Origin of the sequence: Methanofervidicoccus abyssi, assembly GCF_004310395.1 — an archaeon.
GTDB classification, from domain to species: domain Archaea; phylum AGJL01; class Methanococci; order Methanococcales; family Methanococcaceae; genus Methanofervidicoccus; species Methanofervidicoccus abyssi.
On the sequence record NZ_BFAX01000004.1, the window covers coordinates 297891 to 316105 of the forward strand.

Sequence of the window (18215 nt, forward strand, 5' to 3'; positions counted from 1 at the left end):
TTAAAAAAATATTATCCTCCAAACTCCTCCTTCCATTTCTCATACTTCTTAATTATCGATTTAGTTAAAGGACTCTTTATTTTCTTAAATGCCTCTTCAAAATCATCATCAGTCAGAGCTCTTGTTTTTAACTTCCTTCTCTTCAACTCCTTATAGGACAAATTAGCCATTTTATATAAATCCTTATTTACATCCCTAATCATATTCCAAATAGCATCCTGACAGAGATTTTTTAAATCCCTACCAGAATAAAGCCTTTCCACACACTTATCTGCAATTTCATCTAAATTAACATCCAACTTAAGCCCTTTTGTGTTAATTTTAATAATTTCCTTTGTAGCTTTTTTATCTGGTAAAGGAATATAAATTCTCCTTGAAAACCTGGAGAGTACAGCCTCATCCAAATCCCATGGCGTATTTGTTGCCGAAAGCGTTAATATTAACCTATCGCTCCCCTTATCTTGAAAACCATCCAATTCTGTTAATAAAGTCGATAACATTCTCCTTGATGCCTCACTTATTCCATCGCTCCTCTTTGTTGTTAAGGCATCGATTTCATCTATGAACACTATGCTTGGGTGGAGCTCTCTTGCAACATCATATAATGCACTTATAATTTTTGAAGATTCACCATAGTATTTACTCGATACGGATGATGCTTTAACATTAAAGAATGTTGCTTCCAAACTTCCAGCACATGCAGAAGCCAATAGTGTTTTACCTGTTCCAGGTGGTCCAAATAATAAAATCCCTTTCCACGGCTGTATTGATGCAGGCTTTTGAAGTGCTGATATTACTATAGTTTCCATCATAAGCTGTTTTACTTCTTCTAACCCCCCTATATCTTCCCATTTTATAGTGGATTTTTGTATTAAATTATTTTTCACAAAATTTTTAAACTTATCAATCTCATTTTCTACCTCATCCTCCGTGGTGTTTGATGAGCTCGGTTTATTTGATGGTCCTGATTTTTTTGTAGATTTGGATTTATTAGCTTTTGATGGATTAAATACCTCTTCTATGTTATTTGCCACTAACTCCCATTTTTTAGCTTTCTCCAAATATCTTTTTTCATTGTATTCATCATACTTTGCTATTTGTCTCAATAATTTGGCACATTCTAATGCCTTTTTTTTAGCAATACTTTCGTTCTTTTTCTCCTTTGCTATTTCATACTCTTTTTTAGCTCTTTTAAACTGACTCATCAGAGCTCCGTATAAATCAATTTCCAATACAACCCCCCCCAAAATATGATAAATATTATAATAATATTATTTTAAAATAGGTGGCAATAATTATTTTTCTAATAATCACTTACGAAGTAAGTGAGCAACGAAATCAATTTATTATTTTGTCTAATTTCTTTAACTCTTCTTCAAAATCGTCTTCTTTTTCCTGCTTCTTTTTATCGGATACTATTTCCTTTGCATCGTCAATATCCAATTCCCCCTCTTTAATCGCATGTATTGTATTTAATATATCCTCAATATCTTCGTCATGTTCTTCTGATGCCGAGCTCAGCATATCGTCGGTGATGCCGAGAACGTTATTTAGTGTTCCAATGATATTTTCACTATTTATTTTCATATTAATTAAATGATTTTCCAACTCCTGTGGCGACATGCTGTTTAGTGTGTTCCATAAAGGCGTGGATTTTAAAATCTCTTCATTTTCTTTTATTACTAAAAGATTATCTACAAATCTCATCTGTTTATTTAATAGAGCATGAGCGTTTTGTAATTGTTTTTTTCTTTGACTGAGAGTTTTTATTTTTGTAGCAATTGTCAGTTCTTCACTTTTGCTTTTAGAGTTCTTTGCCTTTTCAAACAATATTGTGATTTGCTCGTCTATTTTTGAGAGTTCATCTTCTAATTTTTTAACTTGAATATCCAATTTTATCTTTGATTCGTTTAGTTTATCTAATGGCATATCTAATGGATTTTTATTTTTAGAGAACAGATTTTTCAATTTACCTAACATTTTACCCCCTCATTTTTTGAGAGATTTTAATCACATTTGAAACCTAATTTAATCTTGTGGATTATTACCTCCGCTGATGCCACTACTTAATAAGATATGGGATTTTAATCTTATCACATACCACAATATCCCCACATTACTCATTATATTCAAAAAAATAGAAAATTAAATTATTATCGGTTCTCCTTCTCTAATCTCTTAAATAATTCTTCATCGTCCTCTTCTTCCTCCTCATCAGCATCCAAGTTCAAATTGCTCACAACATCATCAGCTTCCATATCGCCACTTTCAACCTGCCCCCATGCATCGAATAGTTTTTTCTCTGTGCTATCGACTTCCTCATCAAAATCATCAATTCTAATTTCAAAGACCTTATTCAACCTCTCAACAGTTTGGTCGAACTCCTTACCATCGAGTATTATATCACTCAGTTTTAACTCCAAGAGCTCAGGTTGTATGTTGCTAATCTTATCCCACATTCCTATATTTTTCAATTCTTTTTCGTATTTTTTGACTATTAAAAGGTTATTTACAAAATTAAACTGTTTCTGATAAGTTTGGAAGCTTTTATACTTTAATCTCATTTCCATTTCAATACTTTTTATGTCCTGTGCAAGCATTTTTTTTGTGAGTTTATCAGCACCAATCCCTTCTTTGAATAATCGCTTCTTTTGTTTATCCAATAATTTTATCTCTTTTTTCACCCTATCCAATTTACTTTTTAATCTAATTCTTTCCCCCTCTAAATCCCTTATTGTTAATTTTTCTAGTGGATTTTTTTGTAATTTCCCTTTTATTTTGTTCCATAAACTCATTTTTTCACCTATTTTATTTTAGTTATTTTTCTAATTATTTTTTAACAAAACAAAACCAATTCCTTTATAATATTTAGTTTTCCCCTTTCCGGAAGCTTCATATTCATAAAATACCTTTTTTGCCACCCTTTCATCTCCAACCTCATTGATAGCCTCTTCCAGCGTAATATATTTTTTTATAAATATGTTCTCATCAATATACTTTTTCAATCTTTCAATCTTCTCCTTATCAAATTCCAAACTCATCAATGGTGCAAATGCCTTTGCATACTCATCCACTTCATTATAGTACAGATTCCCAGTTTCAACATCGAGAAGTGCGAGAGCAATTTTTTTGGATAAATATCTCATTTTAAAGTCATCAGAATTAACAAATTTAATCACTTCATCCTCAAAACCTGTTGGTGAGGCAATCAGTAACACAATTTTATCAAAACTGTCATCTTTCACATTCTCCATCACCTCAATTATTTTACCCAACGATATTGGATAAACATCAAAACCCATTTTTTTGTAATTTTCCCTATTTGCTAGGAATATTCCCCTCAACATTACTTTCATCCTTTTACCAAACGGATTAAGCTTTTTCTCCTTTAACACTGCTATTATTTGTTTATTTTTAGGAAGTTCCACTGAATTGTTTGGATCAAATACTTCTTCAATAGATATTATTTTAAAAGTTTTATTTTCCACTTTCACGCCCGTATTCTTCATTTCATCCAGTTTTTTATCCAATCGTCCAATAAACCATTCTTCATAAGATAATGCGTTTTCTGTTCTTACAAATCTCGAACCTTCCTTTTTAGCATCTCTTATCCTTTTTAAAAGGTTGGTTAGTTCCTCATTTTTCTCCTTTAATTCTGTTTTTTCTGATTCCAATGATTTTATTTTTTCATTTAATTCCTCAATAAGTTCCATATAGTCTTTTTCAATACATTCAATTTCCTTTTTTAGTCTCTCTTGAAGTTCCCTATTTTTCTCCATTTCAATTTCCATTCTTATTTTTTCTTTTTCCCTTTCAAACTTTCTTTTTAACTCTTCTTTCATTTCCTCAATTTTTGAGAGTTCTATTTCTTTTTCTCGTTCGAGTTCATCTCTCAACCTTCTCTTCTCCACCCTTATAAAATCACGGAGCTCGTAAATTTCATTTTCAAGTTTTTGGATTTTATTATCTACGCCAGTTATAAAGTCGCTAAACCAATCTATTTCCTTCATTGCTCTGAATATTGCCTCATCCATTTTAGTTTTGTATTCATTCCATTTTGTTTTTGCATAATCCCTTATTGGAAGCTTTATTGTGTAGTCTTTTATAATTTCATCAACTTTTTTTCCTATGTTGTTGTAATATTCTTTAAGAAGATTCAAAGTTTCGTCCGTGCCATCCCTATTTGCTTTGCTTATTTCCCTTAAAAGATCCTCCACTGTCCAGAGTTCAAACACATTATACTTTAAAATATACTCCACAAGTTCGAGCTCCTTAGGTTTATATCGCTTAATTGCTGGAAATGACTCGTTGTTATGATAAAAACTAAATGCAAGTGTTGCTAATGCCCATTCAAAATCTCTTCTTACGGCATTGTCAATGTCTTTTGAAAACTTCCCACATTCCCCATCTTTGTATTTTTCATAATTTTCTTTTATTTTATTCCATAACTCCACCCTTTTTTCATAAGGTTCATATATTATATCGTATCCATCTCTTAATACCCTGTTTGCTTTTTGTTTTAGTTTATCTAATTGTTCATAATTTCCCTCTGAAAACAGACTCATAATAACCCCTCAATAAATAACTTCATATCATTGTCAATTTTATTTTTTATTAAATCTACACTTTCGCCGTATCCTTCAATTTCAAAGTTTATTATTAATTTATTTTCATTATTTTCGTAACCTACTGGATTCGAAAACCGAAGGTTTTCGTATAATTTGATTGAAATGGAACAACTTCCTTTTTTTGTGTATACTTCGTATTTTTTTGTACCATTTACAGAACATTCGTAGCTTGCACCAAGTTTTATCATAAGATATTTTAAAAAACTCTCTACTCCTTCTTTTTTACCGGTAATCTTATAGCTCAGTGTGATTTTTTTTGAAGATATTGTTTTTTTTATTTCCTTAATTTCATAGACTCTTACTTTTTCTTCTGGATTTCCTTCCAAACGGGACATAATATCGTTTATAAACCCATCTATGTCATCTATGTCTGCTATTATTGCCATCTTTCTTATTTTTTCCATATTTCCTTTATTTGACCACTTTTCGATTAGGTAATCAATCCTCTTTCTCTCAGCATCTTTGTCATAATCTATCACTATTAAATTGCTCATAATATCCCAAAATATATTTTGATTTTTAGAATATATAATGTTTTTGGTTTTTTGGAGTAGTTTTAATTTTATCCAAAATGGAAAACTACGTATATGAAGGGTATAGGTAGTTTAAATATTAAAATTACGAATATGTTAAAATAGAAATGGTAACAATATTCGGAATTAAAGATATATTTATAGTGATTTTTTTACTCAAAACTTTCTTTGGATTAACATTCTCTCTAGTTACATCTCCAAAATAAATATTGTCTCCTTTACTATACCTAATATCTATTTTTTTCCCTCGAATTTTTGACAATTATCATTATTACTGCAGTTATATTTTCATAAAAATAATTAAAATATTTTAATTTTAAATTAAATATGTTATCAATCATAATAGACATAAAATAAAAGGTTGTCAAATATAAATTTCTTTAGCTTTATCTCTTGCGGCGTAAGCTTTTTAATATATAAATCCATAAAAAATTATATGAAATTCAGGTTTATAAAACTTCGTTTTAACTATTTTTTGGGGATTATGTGAATAAAAGTGCGTAAAATACATGTTAGCAGAAATTCCGCACGCCGCCTATAAAAATAAAAGGGTGATGTAGTTATGTGGTTTGGAAAGCTTGATACTTCAACATTAGAAAATTGGCTCTGGGAAGCAGCATGTAGTATTAGAGGAGAAATAGATGCTCCAAAGTATAAAGATTACATAATCCCATTGATATTTTATAAAAGGCTCTGTGATGTTTATGAAGATGAAATAAAGAAGCTTGCCAGTGAACTTGGAAATGAAGAGATAGCAAGAAAGCTTGCAGAAAAAGACAGAAAACTCGTAAGATTCTACATCCCTGAAGAATGTCTGTGGGAGAATATCAGGAAAATAACAACAGGTTTGGGTGAAAAATTAACAGAGGCATTGAGGAAAATAGCAAAAGAGAATCCAAAATTGCAGGGAGTTATTGATATTGTTGATTTTAATGCAACTCAGGCAGGACAGAGAATAATAAGCGATGAGAGCATCCACAGGTTAATGCAAATTCTGAGCAAGCACAGGCTTGGTTTGGATGATGTAGAGCCTGACATTCTGGGCAGAGCATACGAATACCTTTTGAGAAAATTTGCTGAAGGATCAGGGCAGGCAGCGGGTGAATTCTATACACCAAGAGAGGTTGGATTGTTAATGGCTTACTTACTTGATCCTGAAGAAGGAGAAGAGGTTTATGATCCTGCCTGCGGTTCAGGTGGTTTGCTTATAAAATCCCAGCTCGTTTTAAGGGAAAAGAAAAAAGAAGTTAAAAGGCCTTTAAAGCTCTATGGACAGGAAATAAATCCATTTACCTATGCAATGGCAAAAATGAATGCCTTTATCCATGACATGGATGCAGATATAAGGGTTGGGGACACAATAAGGAATCCAAAATTTTTGGAGAACAACAGGGTTAAGCAATTTGATAAAGTTGTGGCAAACCCGATGTGGAATCAAAAATTTCCGCAGGAAGTCTTTGAAAATGACCCTTACAACAGATTCAGCTTTGGAATCCCTCCATCAAGGCAAAGCTCTGACTGGGGATGGATTCAGCATATGTTTGCCTCTTTAAAAGATGGTGGAAAGCTGGTTGTGGTTATTGATACAGGAGCAGTAACAAGAGGGAGCGGAAGCCCTGGGATCGATAGAGAGAAAGAAATAAGGAAAAAATTTGTGGAAAATGATCTTATTGAAGCAGTGATTTTACTCCCCGATAATTTATTTTACAACACAACAGCACCCGGAATCATAATCGTGATAAATAAGGCGAAGAAGCACAAGGGCGAGATTTTGCTTATAAATGCTTCAAAGGAGTTTGCAAAGGGAAGACCAAAGAATTATTTGACGGATGAAAACATAAAGAAGATACTTGATGCATATTTCGGCTGGAAGGAAATAGAAGGTTTTTCAAAGATCATAACAATAGAGGAGGCAAGAAAGAACGATTACAACCTGAGCCCTTCCAGATATGTTTCAGTTGATGAGAAAGAGGAGATTTTGCCAGTTGAGGACATACTCGTTGAGCTTGCAAAGGTTGAGGAGGAGAGGAGAAAGGTTGATGAGGAGTTAAAAGAAATTTTAAATAAATTAGGGTGGAAATATGGAAATGAATAAAAATAATTTCAAATTTAAAAAAACAGAAATAGGCTTGATTCCCGAGGATTGGGAAGTTGTGAAGTATATCAAGGTATTAAAAAAATTAAAACCCATACTTGAAAGAGAATTTAAGGTTTCAAAAATAGGGCTTTTTGGCTCTGTTGTGAGGAACGAACAAAGCCAAGATAGTGATATTGATATAATCGTGGAATTTTCTGAACCTATAGGATTGAAATTTGTTGAACTTGCAGAATTTCTTGAAAAAAAGCTGGGAAGAAAGGTTGATTTAGTCTCAAGCAAAGGTATAAGCCCTTACATAAAACCGTATATAGAGAAAGAGGTAATTTATATATGAAAGATATTAAACCCTTTTTGAGGCATATCATTGATGAATGCGAATATCTTGAAAATGCCTCAAGAAATTTAGAATTTGAACAGTTTATAAAAGATGAGACTCTAAAAAGAGCATTTGTAAGGAGCCTTGAGATTATTGGAGAAGCTGCAAAGAATATACCTGATGATATAAAAAACAAATATAAACATATCCCTTGGAAACAGATAGCAGGCTTGAGAGATGTGCTTATCCATAAGTATTTTGGTGTTGATTATAAAAATGTGTGGAAGATAGTAAAAGAAGATATACCGAAACTTAAGGAAGATATTAGTAAGATTCTGGAGGGGTTAAAATGAGTAAATTCAAACAAACAGAAATAGGATTGATTCCTGAGGATTGGGAGGTTGTACCAATATTAGATTGTTGCGTATTTGAAAGAGGCATAGAAGTAGGAAGTAAAAATTATAACTCAGAAAAAAGAGGAATACCTTTTATAAGAGTTGGGAATATTGCAAAAGGACTGCAAGAATTAGTCTATACTACATGTAAAGAAGTTAAATTATGTAAAGATGATGATATTTTAATAGCATTGGATGGTTCTCCAGGTGCTGTTGCAAGAGGGTGGCAAGGTGCATACGCATCTGGAATAAGGAAAGTTTTAATTAAACCTAATTGGAAAAATAAACTGAACTATAATTATCTTTATTTTATACTTCAACACCCTATTGTTCAAGATGTTATAAAGTCCCACACAACGGGGGTAACAATTCTACACGCCTCAAAGTCTTTGCAATACATAAAAATCCCCCTTCCCCCACTCTCCGAGCAGAAAAAAATTGCCAAAGTTCTGGATAAAATCCAGCAGGCTATTGAGATTCAGGACAGAATAATAGAGCAGGTGAGAAATCTCAAGAAATCCCTCATGCAAAAACTCTTTACCGAAGGGCTTTACGGAGAGGAGCAGAAGGAGACAGAAATTGGGCTTATCCCGAAGAGCTGGAAGGTGGTGTGGCTGGGGGAGGTTGTTGATGTAAAAGGAGGGAAAAGAGTTCCTAAAGGACATAAACTTGTTGATAGAAACACAGGGTACCCATACATAAGAGTTGTGGACTTTAAAGATATGAGTGTAGATTTAAAAAATGTTAAATTTCTAATGAGGGAAACTTATAATAAAATTAGAAAATACACAATTTCGTCAAATGATATTTACATTTCAATTGCAGGTACTCCGGGGATAGTCGGAGTTATTCCCAAGGAATTAGAAAATAGCAATTTGACAGAAAATGCTGCTAAACTAGTTTTGAAAAGCAATAACATTACCAAATGGTATTTAGCTTATTTTTTGGCTTCATCTATTGGACAAAATCAAATAAAACGTGCTGTACACAAAGCAAATCAACCAAAATTAGCTTTAGCAAGAATTAAACAATTTATTATCCCCCTTCCCCCACTTGAAGAACAAAAACAAATTGCTCACATTTTAAGCGTAGTTGACAAAAAGATAGAGGTTGAGAAGAAAAGAAAGCAAGTTTTAAAGGAGCTTTTCAAGACAATGCTCCACAAACTCATGAGCGGGGAGATAAGGCTTAAAGAGGTGGAAATATGAGGCTCATCTCCGAAAAAAAGGATGTTCAGGATAGGGTAATCAATCACTTGCAAGCAATAGGCTGGGAATACATCCCACCTGCTGATCTAAACGGAAAGCGTGGTTGTGACATGAAAGAGCCCTTTATCCTTGATATTCTTGAAAGAAAGCTTAAGGAACTAAACAAGGGAATAATAACGGATGAAAATGTTGGAGATGTTGTAAGAAGGTTAAGGCTTATACCTTCAACATTCACAGGCAATCAGGAATTTCTGGATTATCTGAGGGGTAAAAAGACGGTTTATGTTGAGAGAGAGAAAAGGGAGAGAAATTTTAAATTAATTGACTTTGAAAATCCAGAAAACAACCACTTTGCTTTTACAAAAGAGTTCTGGTTTGAGGATAGAGAAAAGAGAAGGATGGATATAGTTCTTTTTATAAATGGCATACCCATATGTGATTTTGAGCTAAAAAGCCCTACTGTTTATGAGGCAGAAGAGGAAGCATTTGAGCAGGTGAATATTTACAACAAAGCTTTGCCAGAACTTTTTAAATACCTCCAGTTTTATGCTGTATCAGAGGGAATAAGGCTTTTCTATGGTCCTACTTGGAAGTACGAAAGTAAAACATTTTACAGGTGGAAAGTTGAAAACGGCTTTAATTTTGAGAAACTCATCAAATCCTTCTTTGATAAAAAAGAGGTTATTGAGACTCTGCGCTCATACATCGTTTTTATGACAGTTGATGAAGAACTCCAGAAATACATACTGAAACAGCACCAGAGAAGGGCGATTAGGAAAATAATAAAAAGAGTGCTAGAAGGGAAGAAAAAGAAAGGCTTGATATGGCACACCCAGGGAGCCTATAAAACCCTTACAATGATAGTTTTAGCAGATGAGTTAAGGAAAATTCCGGAGCTTGAGAATCCTACAATTATCGTCGTAATAGATAGACTTGAACTTGAGCAGCAGATTTATCAGAACTTTCAGGCTTATGGTTATCCGAACATAGTGAGAGCTAAAAGCAAGAAACATTTAAGGAAACTACTTAAAGATGATTACCGAGGTCTCATTATCACGACTATCCATAAGTTTGAAGGTATGCCAAAGCATATCAACAAAAGAGAAAACATAATCTTGCTAATAGATGAAGCCCATAGAAGTCAGGAGGGGGACTTGGGCAATTACATGCGTGGAGCTTTGCCAAATGCCTTCTACTTCGGTTTTACTGGTACACCAGTTGATAAAACAAAAGTTGGAAGGGGGACATTTATAGCATTTGGCTATCCACCAGAGGAGGCATATCTTGATAAATATACCATAGATGAATCCATAGAGGACGGAACAACTGTCCCGCTTTATTACACGCTTGCAAAAACAGAGCTTCATGTTGACAAGGAAACACTTGAGGAGGAATTTTTCAGGGTTATTGAAGAAGAAGGAATTGCAAGTATTGAAGGTGTAAATAAAATCATAGAGAGGGCAGAAAAACTGAAAGCTGTGCTAAAAGCAAAAGATAGAATTGATAAAATAGCTAAGCATATAGCAGAGCATTACAAAAAATTTGTAGAACCTCTTGGTTTCAAGGCTTTCATAGTTGCCGTTGATAGAGAAGCATGCGCACTTTACAAGGAAGCGATTGACAAGTATTTACCACAAGATTACACCAAAGTCGTGTATACCTCAAATTACAGGGATAGCGAACTTCTCAAAAAATACCATATTTCTGAAGAGGAGGAGAAGAGAATAAGAAAAGACTTCAAATCTCCCGAAAAACTCCCGAAAATTCTGATAGTTACTGAAAAACTTCTTACTGGTTATGATGCTCCTGTTCTCTATGTCATGTATCTTGACAAACCTCTAAAAGACCATGCCCTGCTTCAAGCAATTGCAAGGATAAACAGACCTTATGCTGGAAAAACATGTGGATTGATCGTGGATTACATTGGAATATTTGAGGATTTGCAAAGAGCATTGGCATTTTATTCTAAGGATGTAGAAGCTGGTCTTATCGATTATGATAAGCTCAAAGAAAGATTCAAAGAGCTAATGAATAAAGCTGATGAAATATTGGAAGAAATTGATTTAGAAGACGAGAATAAAAGAATCCAAAACATAATTGATTACTTCTTTGAGGAAGATAAAAGGAAGGAATACATAAAAATATTCAGGCAGATTCAGGAGATATATGAGATACTGTCTCCAGACGAGTTTTTAAGAGACTACATCAAAAAATACAGATTGCTCGTGCAAATCTATGAGATAATTTATCAAACTTACAATCCTGAGGCTGAAAGAAGGAGAATAAGAAGGGATATTCTCAAAAAGACTGAAGGTTTAATAAAGAAAAATGTTGAGCTCTTGAACATAGTAGATAACCTTCCACTCTATGAGATAAATGAAGATATAGCCAAAACCATCAAGGCTGATAAGCTCTCCCAGAGAGTAAAGGTTGCAAGCTTATATAAGAGTATAAAGATACACATAGAAAAAAGAAGAAAGGCTAGCCCTTATTTGGTTTCCATAGCTGAAAAGGTTGAGAAGATCATCTCGCAGCTCAGAGAAAGGCAGAGGAGTGTAGAATCTGCCTTAGAAGAGCTAACAAAAATAGCAGAAGATATAGCAAAAGCAGAAAAAGAACAGTCAAAATCTGGGTTGAGTAGAGAAGAATTCAGCTACTTCTGGATATTGAGAAGGCATGGAATAGAAAATGAGAATATTTCAAGAAAGATTCATGAGATAATTTCGAGTAAAGAACACTGGACTTTTAATGAAAATGTAGAAAGAGAATTGCGGCAAGATCTCTACAAAGTATTGCAAAAAGAACTCCAAAAACTTCAGTTAGATAATGTTGTAAACCTGGTTAATGAACTGCTTGGAATCGATAAAATTATGAGAAGTGAAGAACTATGAAAGAAATTACACGGGAAGATGTGTTAAAAATCTGTGAGAAATGGCAGAAAGAGTTGAAAGTAAATGTGAAACGAATTCAGATAAGAGAGATGAAGAACAAATGGGGATCTTACTCAAGCAATGGAATCTTAACTCTCAACAAAGAATTACTCAAGTTTCCACTTGAATGTGTTGAATATGTTGTGCTTCATGAACTCCTGCACAAAATAATCCCAAATCACGGACGGACATTTAAAACTTTACTCTACGCTTACATGCCAGAATGGGAGAAATTTCATGAATATCTGAAGAACAAGTGAAAAATTTTAACTATCTTTTACTATATTTATTATTTTTATTTTAATTATTTTTTATTTTAGATTTCTAGTTTATACTTGGCTATAAAATAACCTCTGATGGGAATTTTAATGTTTAAATTAACCCATATTTTTATTAAAGTATTATTCATCTGATAATAATGAGATTAATATTTTTTATTATTGTTATCAGACATTGCTTAAAATATAGTGATTCTTATGAAGATTCTTGTAGTAGGTGTTAATACACGCCCAGTGGCAAATTCTGCAAAAAGATTGGGATACGAGGTTTATTCAGTGTCCTATTACAACCCTGTAGATTTAAAGGCAGATGTGAAAGAGTACTTTATAAACGACATGTGTCATGGGTGTTTCAGTGAAAACTATGACAGCAAAAAGTTAATAGATTGTGCCGAGAAATACATCGATGAAGTGGATTATATTTTTATCTGTTCTGGAGTATTTGAATATGAAAACTCCAAGACACCTAACTGGAATGTCCTCGGCAACTCACCGAAGAAGATAAAGAAACTGAGTAACAAGTACTTTGTAACAAAGAAGTTGGAAAACTTAGGGTGTCCAGTACCTACTACATATATCATCTACAATTCTCAACAGTTGGAGAAACTTCTCTATGAGTATAATAAGGTAGTTGTAAAACCGATCTACGGTTATGGTGGTAAGGGGGTCCTAACAATATCTTTAAATATAAGTGATGACAAATATTGTAGTTTGCTAAAAAATTTAAAGTACCCCTGTATAGTACAGGAATATATACCTTCTGAAAGTTTCAGTGCATCCTATATAGGTAGAGAGTTCATCACCTTCAACAAACAGATAGTTGAAGGTAACAGTTACTATGGATGTATCACTCCTTACAATCTAGATAGGCTGTTAGATATAAAATACACCACAAAGTTATTTGAGGATATCCTCGATTTTTTTGATTTAGGAGGGATGAACGGTATTGATTTTATGATAAAGGATGGGCTTCCAGTGGTTTTGGAGATCAATCCACGGATCCCAGGAACCTTTGAAACTGTAGAATTGGCTCTCCAGTGCAACCTTGTAAGGTGTATAATAGAAAGTGTAGAAGGACGTAGAAGGTCTCTAAAAATTAGATCCATGAAACAGTACATTAAAAAAATCCTATTTACAGATAGCAAGGTAGTCTCCTTTATAAGAAAAATAGACAACGTCGTAGATGTTCCTAGATACGGCGCTGTAATTGAGAAAGGGGAGCCTTTAACTACAGTAATCGGAAGGAACATAGAAGAGGTAAAAAGCACAGTAAAGGAAGTCTCTAAGATGGTGATTCCATGGTAACAAGTAAGAAAAAATTATACGAGATGTTAGAGGATCCATTAGTCCAGCAGATACTTTTAGACATCCTGGAGGATAATATAGAAGGGTTTGACGTATTAACCACACTTATCGAGTTGGGAGAAGCTACTGACGATGAGATATCTAGGAAGTTAAATCTAAAGTTAAACACTGTAAGGAAGTTGCTCTATAAACTTTACGATGCACGACTTGTAGATTACACCAGGGAAAAGGAGGAAGATATCAATTGGTACACCTACACCTGGAAACCTACCTTGGATAAACTACCGTGGGTTATAAAGAAGAGAGTTCAGGAGAAGTTAAAAAAACTTAAGGAACAGTTGACAATTGAGGAAAATAATATGTTCTTTTACTGTACCAAGTGTGGAATCAAATACCTATTCGAGGAGGCTATAGACTGTGGGTTTAGGTGCCCCCACTGTGGAGGAATATTCAAGGAGTACGACAACAGTAGAGATATAGAGTTACTTAAAGACCAGATAAAGTTTTTAGAGGAAGGGTTAAAGTTAAGTATATTTTCAACACCCCTACCACCAGTAACGCCCAAGGCTAAAGGTAGAAAAGGGTCTAAGAGAAGGAAGGTAAAAAGTTAGGAACTACCATGTAGGTATATTAGAGGAAAACACAGTGCCGACAAAGTTGTTGAATATATAATAAATAAAAAGAGTGAAAATCTAGATATCTTCTCAGAAATCCTTGAATACTGTAAAAATACTGAAGGGATATGATAAAATTCTGTTACTCTCTTCTTAAAGGTATAAAACCACTGTCAAGAATTAGAATCCATCTTCCCAAGTTCTCAGAAAATTATCTAAGATAAAGCAATACAGATAGAAGTCTTTTTTACTTTTTTATTTTTTATCTTAATTATCTTAATAAAATTTAATAATAAAAATAACAACAATAAAAAAGTGTAAAAAAACCCTTAAGAAAAGATTTGACAGAAATTCTACCTATTTTTTCCAGTGCTCGATTCTTCAATGATTATTGTCTAAGTTTAATTAATTAAGATTATCCACTGTAAGTGATACCTTCAGCTTCAAGGGCTTTCTTTATCATCACATACTGTATAGACATAGGTAAAGGATAGCCTATTTTTACAACTTTTCCTTCCTTGTGCTGTTCCTTTATCCAATTTATAAATTCATTCCAGTTATTTACGGGGATATCTTTCCTTACAACAACTGCTGAACCTTCAGTGTTAATGGCGCATACGATCTTTGCTTTAGTGCCCTTGTCAATGGCAAATATGGCTGGAGGAACACCGTTGAATCCTATATCTATCTGGTTCTGGGCCATTAATGTCATTATCTTTGCTCCCCCTTCAGTTACTTGTGTTAATTCAATGTTAGCTACCTTTTTACCATGACTGTAGAGGACATACTTTTTCTTAGGTTCTACTTCTTCCAAATATATACCGTACTTCTTCTTAAATAACTCTGGATATGTTGCTGCGACGAAGAGTGCAGCGTGGTGGTCAGATGGTAGATATGCAATCCTTAAGGTAGGTACCTCTGAAGGTGGATAAGGTGGATTAACTGAGATGTTGTTCTCTATCTCCTCAAGCACTTCGTTGTAGATCTTAAAGTCAAAGAGTGTATTAAGTATTTTCTCCCTGTCAGTGGTGTTCAACCTACCACTGACTGCTTCCTGTTCTCTCATAACTTCTACAAAGTTCAAAGTTCCGTTTATTATAACCTTAGGATCTGAAACGAACTTAATAGTTGGTATTGATTTTTCTTCTATCTTTTTATCTACTCCCAGCCACTTGGCACTTGCCTCTATTGCCAATGTCTTGTTTCTCTCCATCTCCTTTGTCGACAGTAATATCAACTTCATGAATTGTTTGACAGCGTAATTCTTATTCTTATTTTTCAGAGCATCTTCTGAAACTACCATCACACAACAGGGGTGGTTTTTCCACATGCCCTTTGGAGGAAGATCTCCACTGTATATAATTACTTTTCCAACATTTTTAGTTTCTAGTACTGCAGGTGTTGGCTGCCATGCTATTACAGCATCAAGCTCTCCCGTACTTAAAAGTTGTGACATTGCACTTTGCCCTTTGCAGTTTATAAGATCGACCATGGCGCTTTCTGTAGTAGTACTTCCTCCCATACACCCAGCCAACATCACTCCTAAGACGAGGAGTCCTGCAACAGACAGAGTTACTAACTTCTTAATAGTATCACCTCTAAAAATCTCAGTGTAAAAGAACTTTTATACAGTTATATATAAATTTTACGATTTTTTTACATGAAAATAATAATATAATTTCTTAAAATGATAACTAAAGGCCAGAGTATATTTAAAGAGTTAGAAATGTTTTTACTATAATAAATCAGATTGTAATAGGATCGATATGGTATATTAAAAGTATTAATATATAATACAAAAAATAAAAACAAAATGAAAAAAAATAAATATAAAGAGAGTGACTATTAATAATACCGATAATAAAATTTTTTAGGTGATAACAATGGTAGTAAAGGTAGGAATTATCAAATGTGGGAATATAGGAACTTCTCCACTGGTTGATCTAATCCTGGATGAGAGAGCAGACAGAAAAGATATAGACGTTAGAGTATTAGGAAGTGGAGCTAAGATGGGTGTAGAACAGGTAGAGGAAGTTACTAAAAAAATGATTGAAGATATAAAACCTGATCTTATAGTATTCATCAGTCCAAATCCTGCAGCACCAGGTCCTAAGAAAGCTAGGGAGCTGTTAAGTAAATGTGGTATTCCTTCAGTTATTATAGGAGATACTCCAGGGTTGAAGGTAAAGGACGATATTGAAAAAGAGGGTTTGGGTTATATTATAGTAAAATGTGATCCAATGATAGGTGCAAGGAGGGAGTTCTTAGATCCCATTGAGATGGTACTCTTCAATGCCGATGTGTTAAAGGTACTCGCTGGAACTGGAGCTATAAGGGTTGTTCAGAATGCAATAGACAGTATGATAAATGCTATAAAAGAAGGTAAAGAAGTTGAACTTCCTAAGATAGTCGTAAATGAGAGTAAGGCTGTAGAATCTATGGAATACACCAATCCTTATGCAAAGGCAAAGGCAATGGCTGCCTTTAAAATTGCAGAGATGGTTGGAGACACCAATGTCAAAGGATGTTTTATGGTAAAAGAAAGGGAGAAATATCTACCAGTAGTAGCATCTGCCCATGAGATGATAAGATATGCTGCCAAGTTAGTAGATGAGGCTAGAGAGATAGAGAAATCTCTGGATACTGTAAGTAGAAAGCCCCATGGGGCCGATGGAAGAATACTGAACAAGAAGAAACTCATGGAAAAGCCTGAATAATAATATTTTCACGATAGGAACTTCCTTTTTTCTATTTATCGATTTTTTGTAGTATAAAAATACAAACAATTATTTTAAAAAATTAAGATAAAAATAATGACCAATGCTGTTAAAAAAGGAATGGAAATGAGATAGAAAAATCAGCAGATGCTGTAAGTAGGAAACTACACATCCAGAAGGATAAATATTAAGTAAGATGGAAAAACCAGAATAATTTCTTTTTAGTTTTTGGCTTTTTAATATAATAATTAATTATTATATTATTGATAATTTACACAATGTATATTATAATTGGTTATGTTATAATTAACATGGCATCGTATATTTATGGTGAGATTGTGATTATGGGGATAGATATCGGTTCAACAACTACAAAAATGGTTTTAATGGATGGTAAAAATATAGTGGATTATACTGTAAAAAATATCGGAGTTATCGTAGAAGAAGAAGATATTTTAAAAATGGTTGAAGAATTCAATGAAAAATACGATATAGATAAAATAGTTGCCACAGGGTATGGAAGACATAAAATATCCTTTGCAGACAAGATAGTTCCAGAAGTTATAGCCCTAGGAAAAGGAGCAAATTACTTTTTTAAAGAAGCTGAGGGAGCAATAGATATTGGGGGACAGGACATTAAGGTTATAAAAATGGATCATGATGGAAATGTGATTGATTTTATACTTTCAGACAAATGTGCAGCGGGAACAGGTAAATTTTTAGAAAAATGTATTGACATACTTAAAATAGATGGTGATTTAAACAGATATAAATCAGATAATATTGCAAAAATCTCGTCCATGTGTGCAGTCTTTGCAGAGAGTGAGATTATATCTTTGCTGTCTAAAAAAACTCCAAAAGAAGATATTTTAATGGGAGTTTATGAGAGTATATCCAATAGGATTGTTCCAATGGTAAATAAGATGAAAATAAATAATATAGTTTTTAGTGGAGGGGTTGCCAAAAACTCTGTTTTGACAGAGGTTTTGGAAAATAAATTGAACAAAAAATTGCTGGTTCCAGAAGAGCCTCAGATAGTATGCTGTGTTGGAGCTTGTTTGATGGTTTAGATATATCAACCATTTATCAAAGGAAAAACACGTTAAAATTTATTTATTTTTTTAACAGCGTTGTTATTAAAAAATCTAATAAAAACATTTATATTTTATAATTAACGATGTATAAATTGTTTT

The 18215-nt window shown here is 33.4% G+C and carries 15 protein-coding genes and 2 pseudogenes; 10 read left to right on the forward strand and 7 right to left on the reverse strand.

Annotated features, from left to right (window positions below; genetic code table 11):
• Positions 1-11: 11 nt before the first annotated feature.
• From MHHB_RS05715 to MHHB_RS05735, 5 genes are all read right to left on the reverse strand, one after another.
• Positions 12-1232: an ATP-binding protein gene (locus MHHB_RS05715; protein WP_131007701.1), complete on the reverse strand. Its 1221-nt coding sequence runs from the start codon at positions 1230-1232 to the stop codon at positions 12-14.
• Positions 1233-1338: 106 nt separating this feature from the next.
• Positions 1339-1980 carry a coiled-coil domain-containing protein gene (locus tag MHHB_RS05720; protein WP_131007702.1) on the reverse strand — a complete coding sequence of 214 codons (642 nt, stop codon included), beginning with the start codon at positions 1978-1980 and terminating at the stop codon, positions 1339-1341.
• A 173-nt stretch (positions 1981-2153) separates the two neighbouring features.
• Positions 2154-2795: a chromosome assembly protein gene (locus MHHB_RS05725; RefSeq protein WP_131007703.1), complete on the reverse strand. Its 642-nt coding sequence runs from the start codon at positions 2793-2795 to the stop codon at positions 2154-2156.
• A gap of 30 nt (positions 2796-2825) precedes the next feature.
• Complete coding sequence (locus MHHB_RS05730) at positions 2826-4565, reverse strand: coiled-coil domain-containing protein (protein WP_192893832.1); 1740 nt, start codon at positions 4563-4565, stop codon at positions 2826-2828.
• The gene (locus MHHB_RS05735; RefSeq protein WP_131007704.1) at positions 4562-5122 is read right to left on the reverse strand and encodes a hypothetical protein; all 561 of its coding nucleotides are present in this window, start codon (positions 5120-5122) and stop codon (positions 4562-4564) included. The genes MHHB_RS05730 and MHHB_RS05735 overlap by 4 nt, the downstream gene beginning before the upstream one ends.
• 601 nt (positions 5123-5723) lie before the next feature.
• Here MHHB_RS05735 and MHHB_RS05740 point away from each other — a divergent pair.
• The 8 genes from MHHB_RS05740 to tfe all read left to right on the forward strand — a co-directional run bounded on the left by MHHB_RS05740 (position 5724) and on the right by tfe (position 14302).
• Positions 5724-7256, forward strand: coding sequence for a type I restriction-modification system subunit M (locus MHHB_RS05740; RefSeq protein WP_131007705.1), 1533 nt, complete (start codon positions 5724-5726; stop codon positions 7254-7256).
• The gene (locus MHHB_RS05745) at positions 7243-7593 is read left to right on the forward strand and encodes a nucleotidyltransferase family protein (RefSeq protein ID WP_326830422.1); all 351 of its coding nucleotides are present in this window, start codon (positions 7243-7245) and stop codon (positions 7591-7593) included. The genes MHHB_RS05740 and MHHB_RS05745 overlap by 14 nt, the downstream gene beginning before the upstream one ends.
• Positions 7590-7928: a HepT-like ribonuclease domain-containing protein gene (locus MHHB_RS05750; RefSeq protein ID WP_131007706.1), complete on the forward strand. Its 339-nt coding sequence runs from the start codon at positions 7590-7592 to the stop codon at positions 7926-7928. Before MHHB_RS05745 ends, MHHB_RS05750 begins: the two co-directional genes overlap by 4 nt.
• The gene (locus MHHB_RS05755; protein ID WP_131007707.1) at positions 7925-9178 is read left to right on the forward strand and encodes a restriction endonuclease subunit S; all 1254 of its coding nucleotides are present in this window, start codon (positions 7925-7927) and stop codon (positions 9176-9178) included. Before MHHB_RS05750 ends, MHHB_RS05755 begins: the two co-directional genes overlap by 4 nt.
• Entirely contained in the window at positions 9175-12069 is a 2895-nt protein-coding gene (locus MHHB_RS05760) for a type I restriction endonuclease subunit R (protein ID WP_131007708.1), read from the forward strand. The genes MHHB_RS05755 and MHHB_RS05760 overlap by 4 nt, the downstream gene beginning before the upstream one ends.
• Positions 12066-12368 (forward strand): M48 metallopeptidase family protein, encoded by a 303-nt coding sequence (locus MHHB_RS05765; protein ID WP_131007709.1) that lies wholly within the window; start codon positions 12066-12068, stop codon positions 12366-12368. The genes MHHB_RS05760 and MHHB_RS05765 overlap by 4 nt, the downstream gene beginning before the upstream one ends.
• A 216-nt stretch (positions 12369-12584) precedes the next feature.
• A complete protein-coding gene (locus tag MHHB_RS05770) occupies positions 12585-13691 on the forward strand; it encodes an ATP-grasp domain-containing protein (protein WP_131007710.1) in 1107 nt (368 codons plus the stop codon).
• The gene (gene tfe, locus MHHB_RS05775; RefSeq protein WP_131007711.1) at positions 13685-14302 is read left to right on the forward strand and encodes a transcription factor E; all 618 of its coding nucleotides are present in this window, start codon (positions 13685-13687) and stop codon (positions 14300-14302) included. Before MHHB_RS05770 ends, tfe begins: the two co-directional genes overlap by 7 nt.
• Before the next feature lie 424 nt (positions 14303-14726).
• Here tfe and MHHB_RS06575 read toward each other — a convergent pair.
• Together MHHB_RS06575 and MHHB_RS06580 are read right to left on the reverse strand one after the other, a co-directional pair.
• Positions 14727-15254: pseudogene (locus MHHB_RS06575) on the reverse strand (ABC transporter substrate-binding protein); the annotation flags it as partial.
• 234 nt (positions 15255-15488) lie between these two features.
• Positions 15489-15842, reverse strand: a pseudogene (locus MHHB_RS06580) (ABC transporter substrate-binding protein); the annotation flags it as partial.
• Between the two features lie 346 nt (positions 15843-16188).
• On the opposite strand from MHHB_RS06580, the gene MHHB_RS05785 reads away from it, so the two are divergent.
• Both MHHB_RS05785 and MHHB_RS05790 read left to right on the forward strand, forming a co-directional pair.
• Positions 16189-17022, forward strand: coding sequence for a F420-dependent methylenetetrahydromethanopterin dehydrogenase (locus MHHB_RS05785; RefSeq protein WP_131007713.1), 834 nt, complete (start codon positions 16189-16191; stop codon positions 17020-17022).
• Positions 17023-17360: 338 nt separating this feature from the next.
• Positions 17361-18092, forward strand: a complete 732-nt coding sequence (locus tag MHHB_RS05790; RefSeq protein WP_131007714.1) for an acyl-CoA dehydratase activase — start codon at positions 17361-17363, stop codon at positions 18090-18092.
• Positions 18093-18215 lie beyond the last annotated feature (123 nt).

What these genes read in the sequence shown, in the direction of transcription:
- MHHB_RS05720 (WP_131007702.1), bottom strand. Translation starts at nt 1,980, where the DNA reads ATGTTAGGTAAATTGAAAAATCTGTTCTCTAAAAATAAAAATCCATTA.
- MHHB_RS05725 (WP_131007703.1), bottom strand. Translation starts at nt 2,795, where the DNA reads ATGAGTTTATGGAACAAAATAAAAGGGAAATTACAAAAAAATCCACTA.
- MHHB_RS05730 (WP_192893832.1), bottom strand. Translation starts at nt 4,565, where the DNA reads ATGAGTCTGTTTTCAGAGGGAAATTATGAACAATTAGATAAACTAAAA.
- MHHB_RS05735 (WP_131007704.1), bottom strand. Translation starts at nt 5,122, where the DNA reads ATGAGCAATTTAATAGTGATAGATTATGACAAAGATGCTGAGAGAAAG.
- MHHB_RS05740 (WP_131007705.1), top strand. Translation starts at nt 5,724, where the DNA reads ATGTGGTTTGGAAAGCTTGATACTTCAACATTAGAAAATTGGCTCTGG.
- MHHB_RS05745 (WP_326830422.1), top strand. Translation starts at nt 7,243, where the DNA reads ATGGAAATGAATAAAAATAATTTCAAATTTAAAAAAACAGAAATAGGC.
- MHHB_RS05750 (WP_131007706.1), top strand. Translation starts at nt 7,590, where the DNA reads ATGAAAGATATTAAACCCTTTTTGAGGCATATCATTGATGAATGCGAA.
- MHHB_RS05755 (WP_131007707.1), top strand. Translation starts at nt 7,925, where the DNA reads ATGAGTAAATTCAAACAAACAGAAATAGGATTGATTCCTGAGGATTGG.
- MHHB_RS05760 (WP_131007708.1), top strand. Translation starts at nt 9,175, where the DNA reads ATGAGGCTCATCTCCGAAAAAAAGGATGTTCAGGATAGGGTAATCAAT.
- MHHB_RS05765 (WP_131007709.1), top strand. Translation starts at nt 12,066, where the DNA reads ATGAAAGAAATTACACGGGAAGATGTGTTAAAAATCTGTGAGAAATGG.
- MHHB_RS05770 (WP_131007710.1), top strand. Translation starts at nt 12,585, where the DNA reads ATGAAGATTCTTGTAGTAGGTGTTAATACACGCCCAGTGGCAAATTCT.
- tfe (WP_131007711.1), top strand. Translation starts at nt 13,685, where the DNA reads ATGGTAACAAGTAAGAAAAAATTATACGAGATGTTAGAGGATCCATTA.
- MHHB_RS05785 (WP_131007713.1), top strand. Translation starts at nt 16,189, where the DNA reads ATGGTAGTAAAGGTAGGAATTATCAAATGTGGGAATATAGGAACTTCT.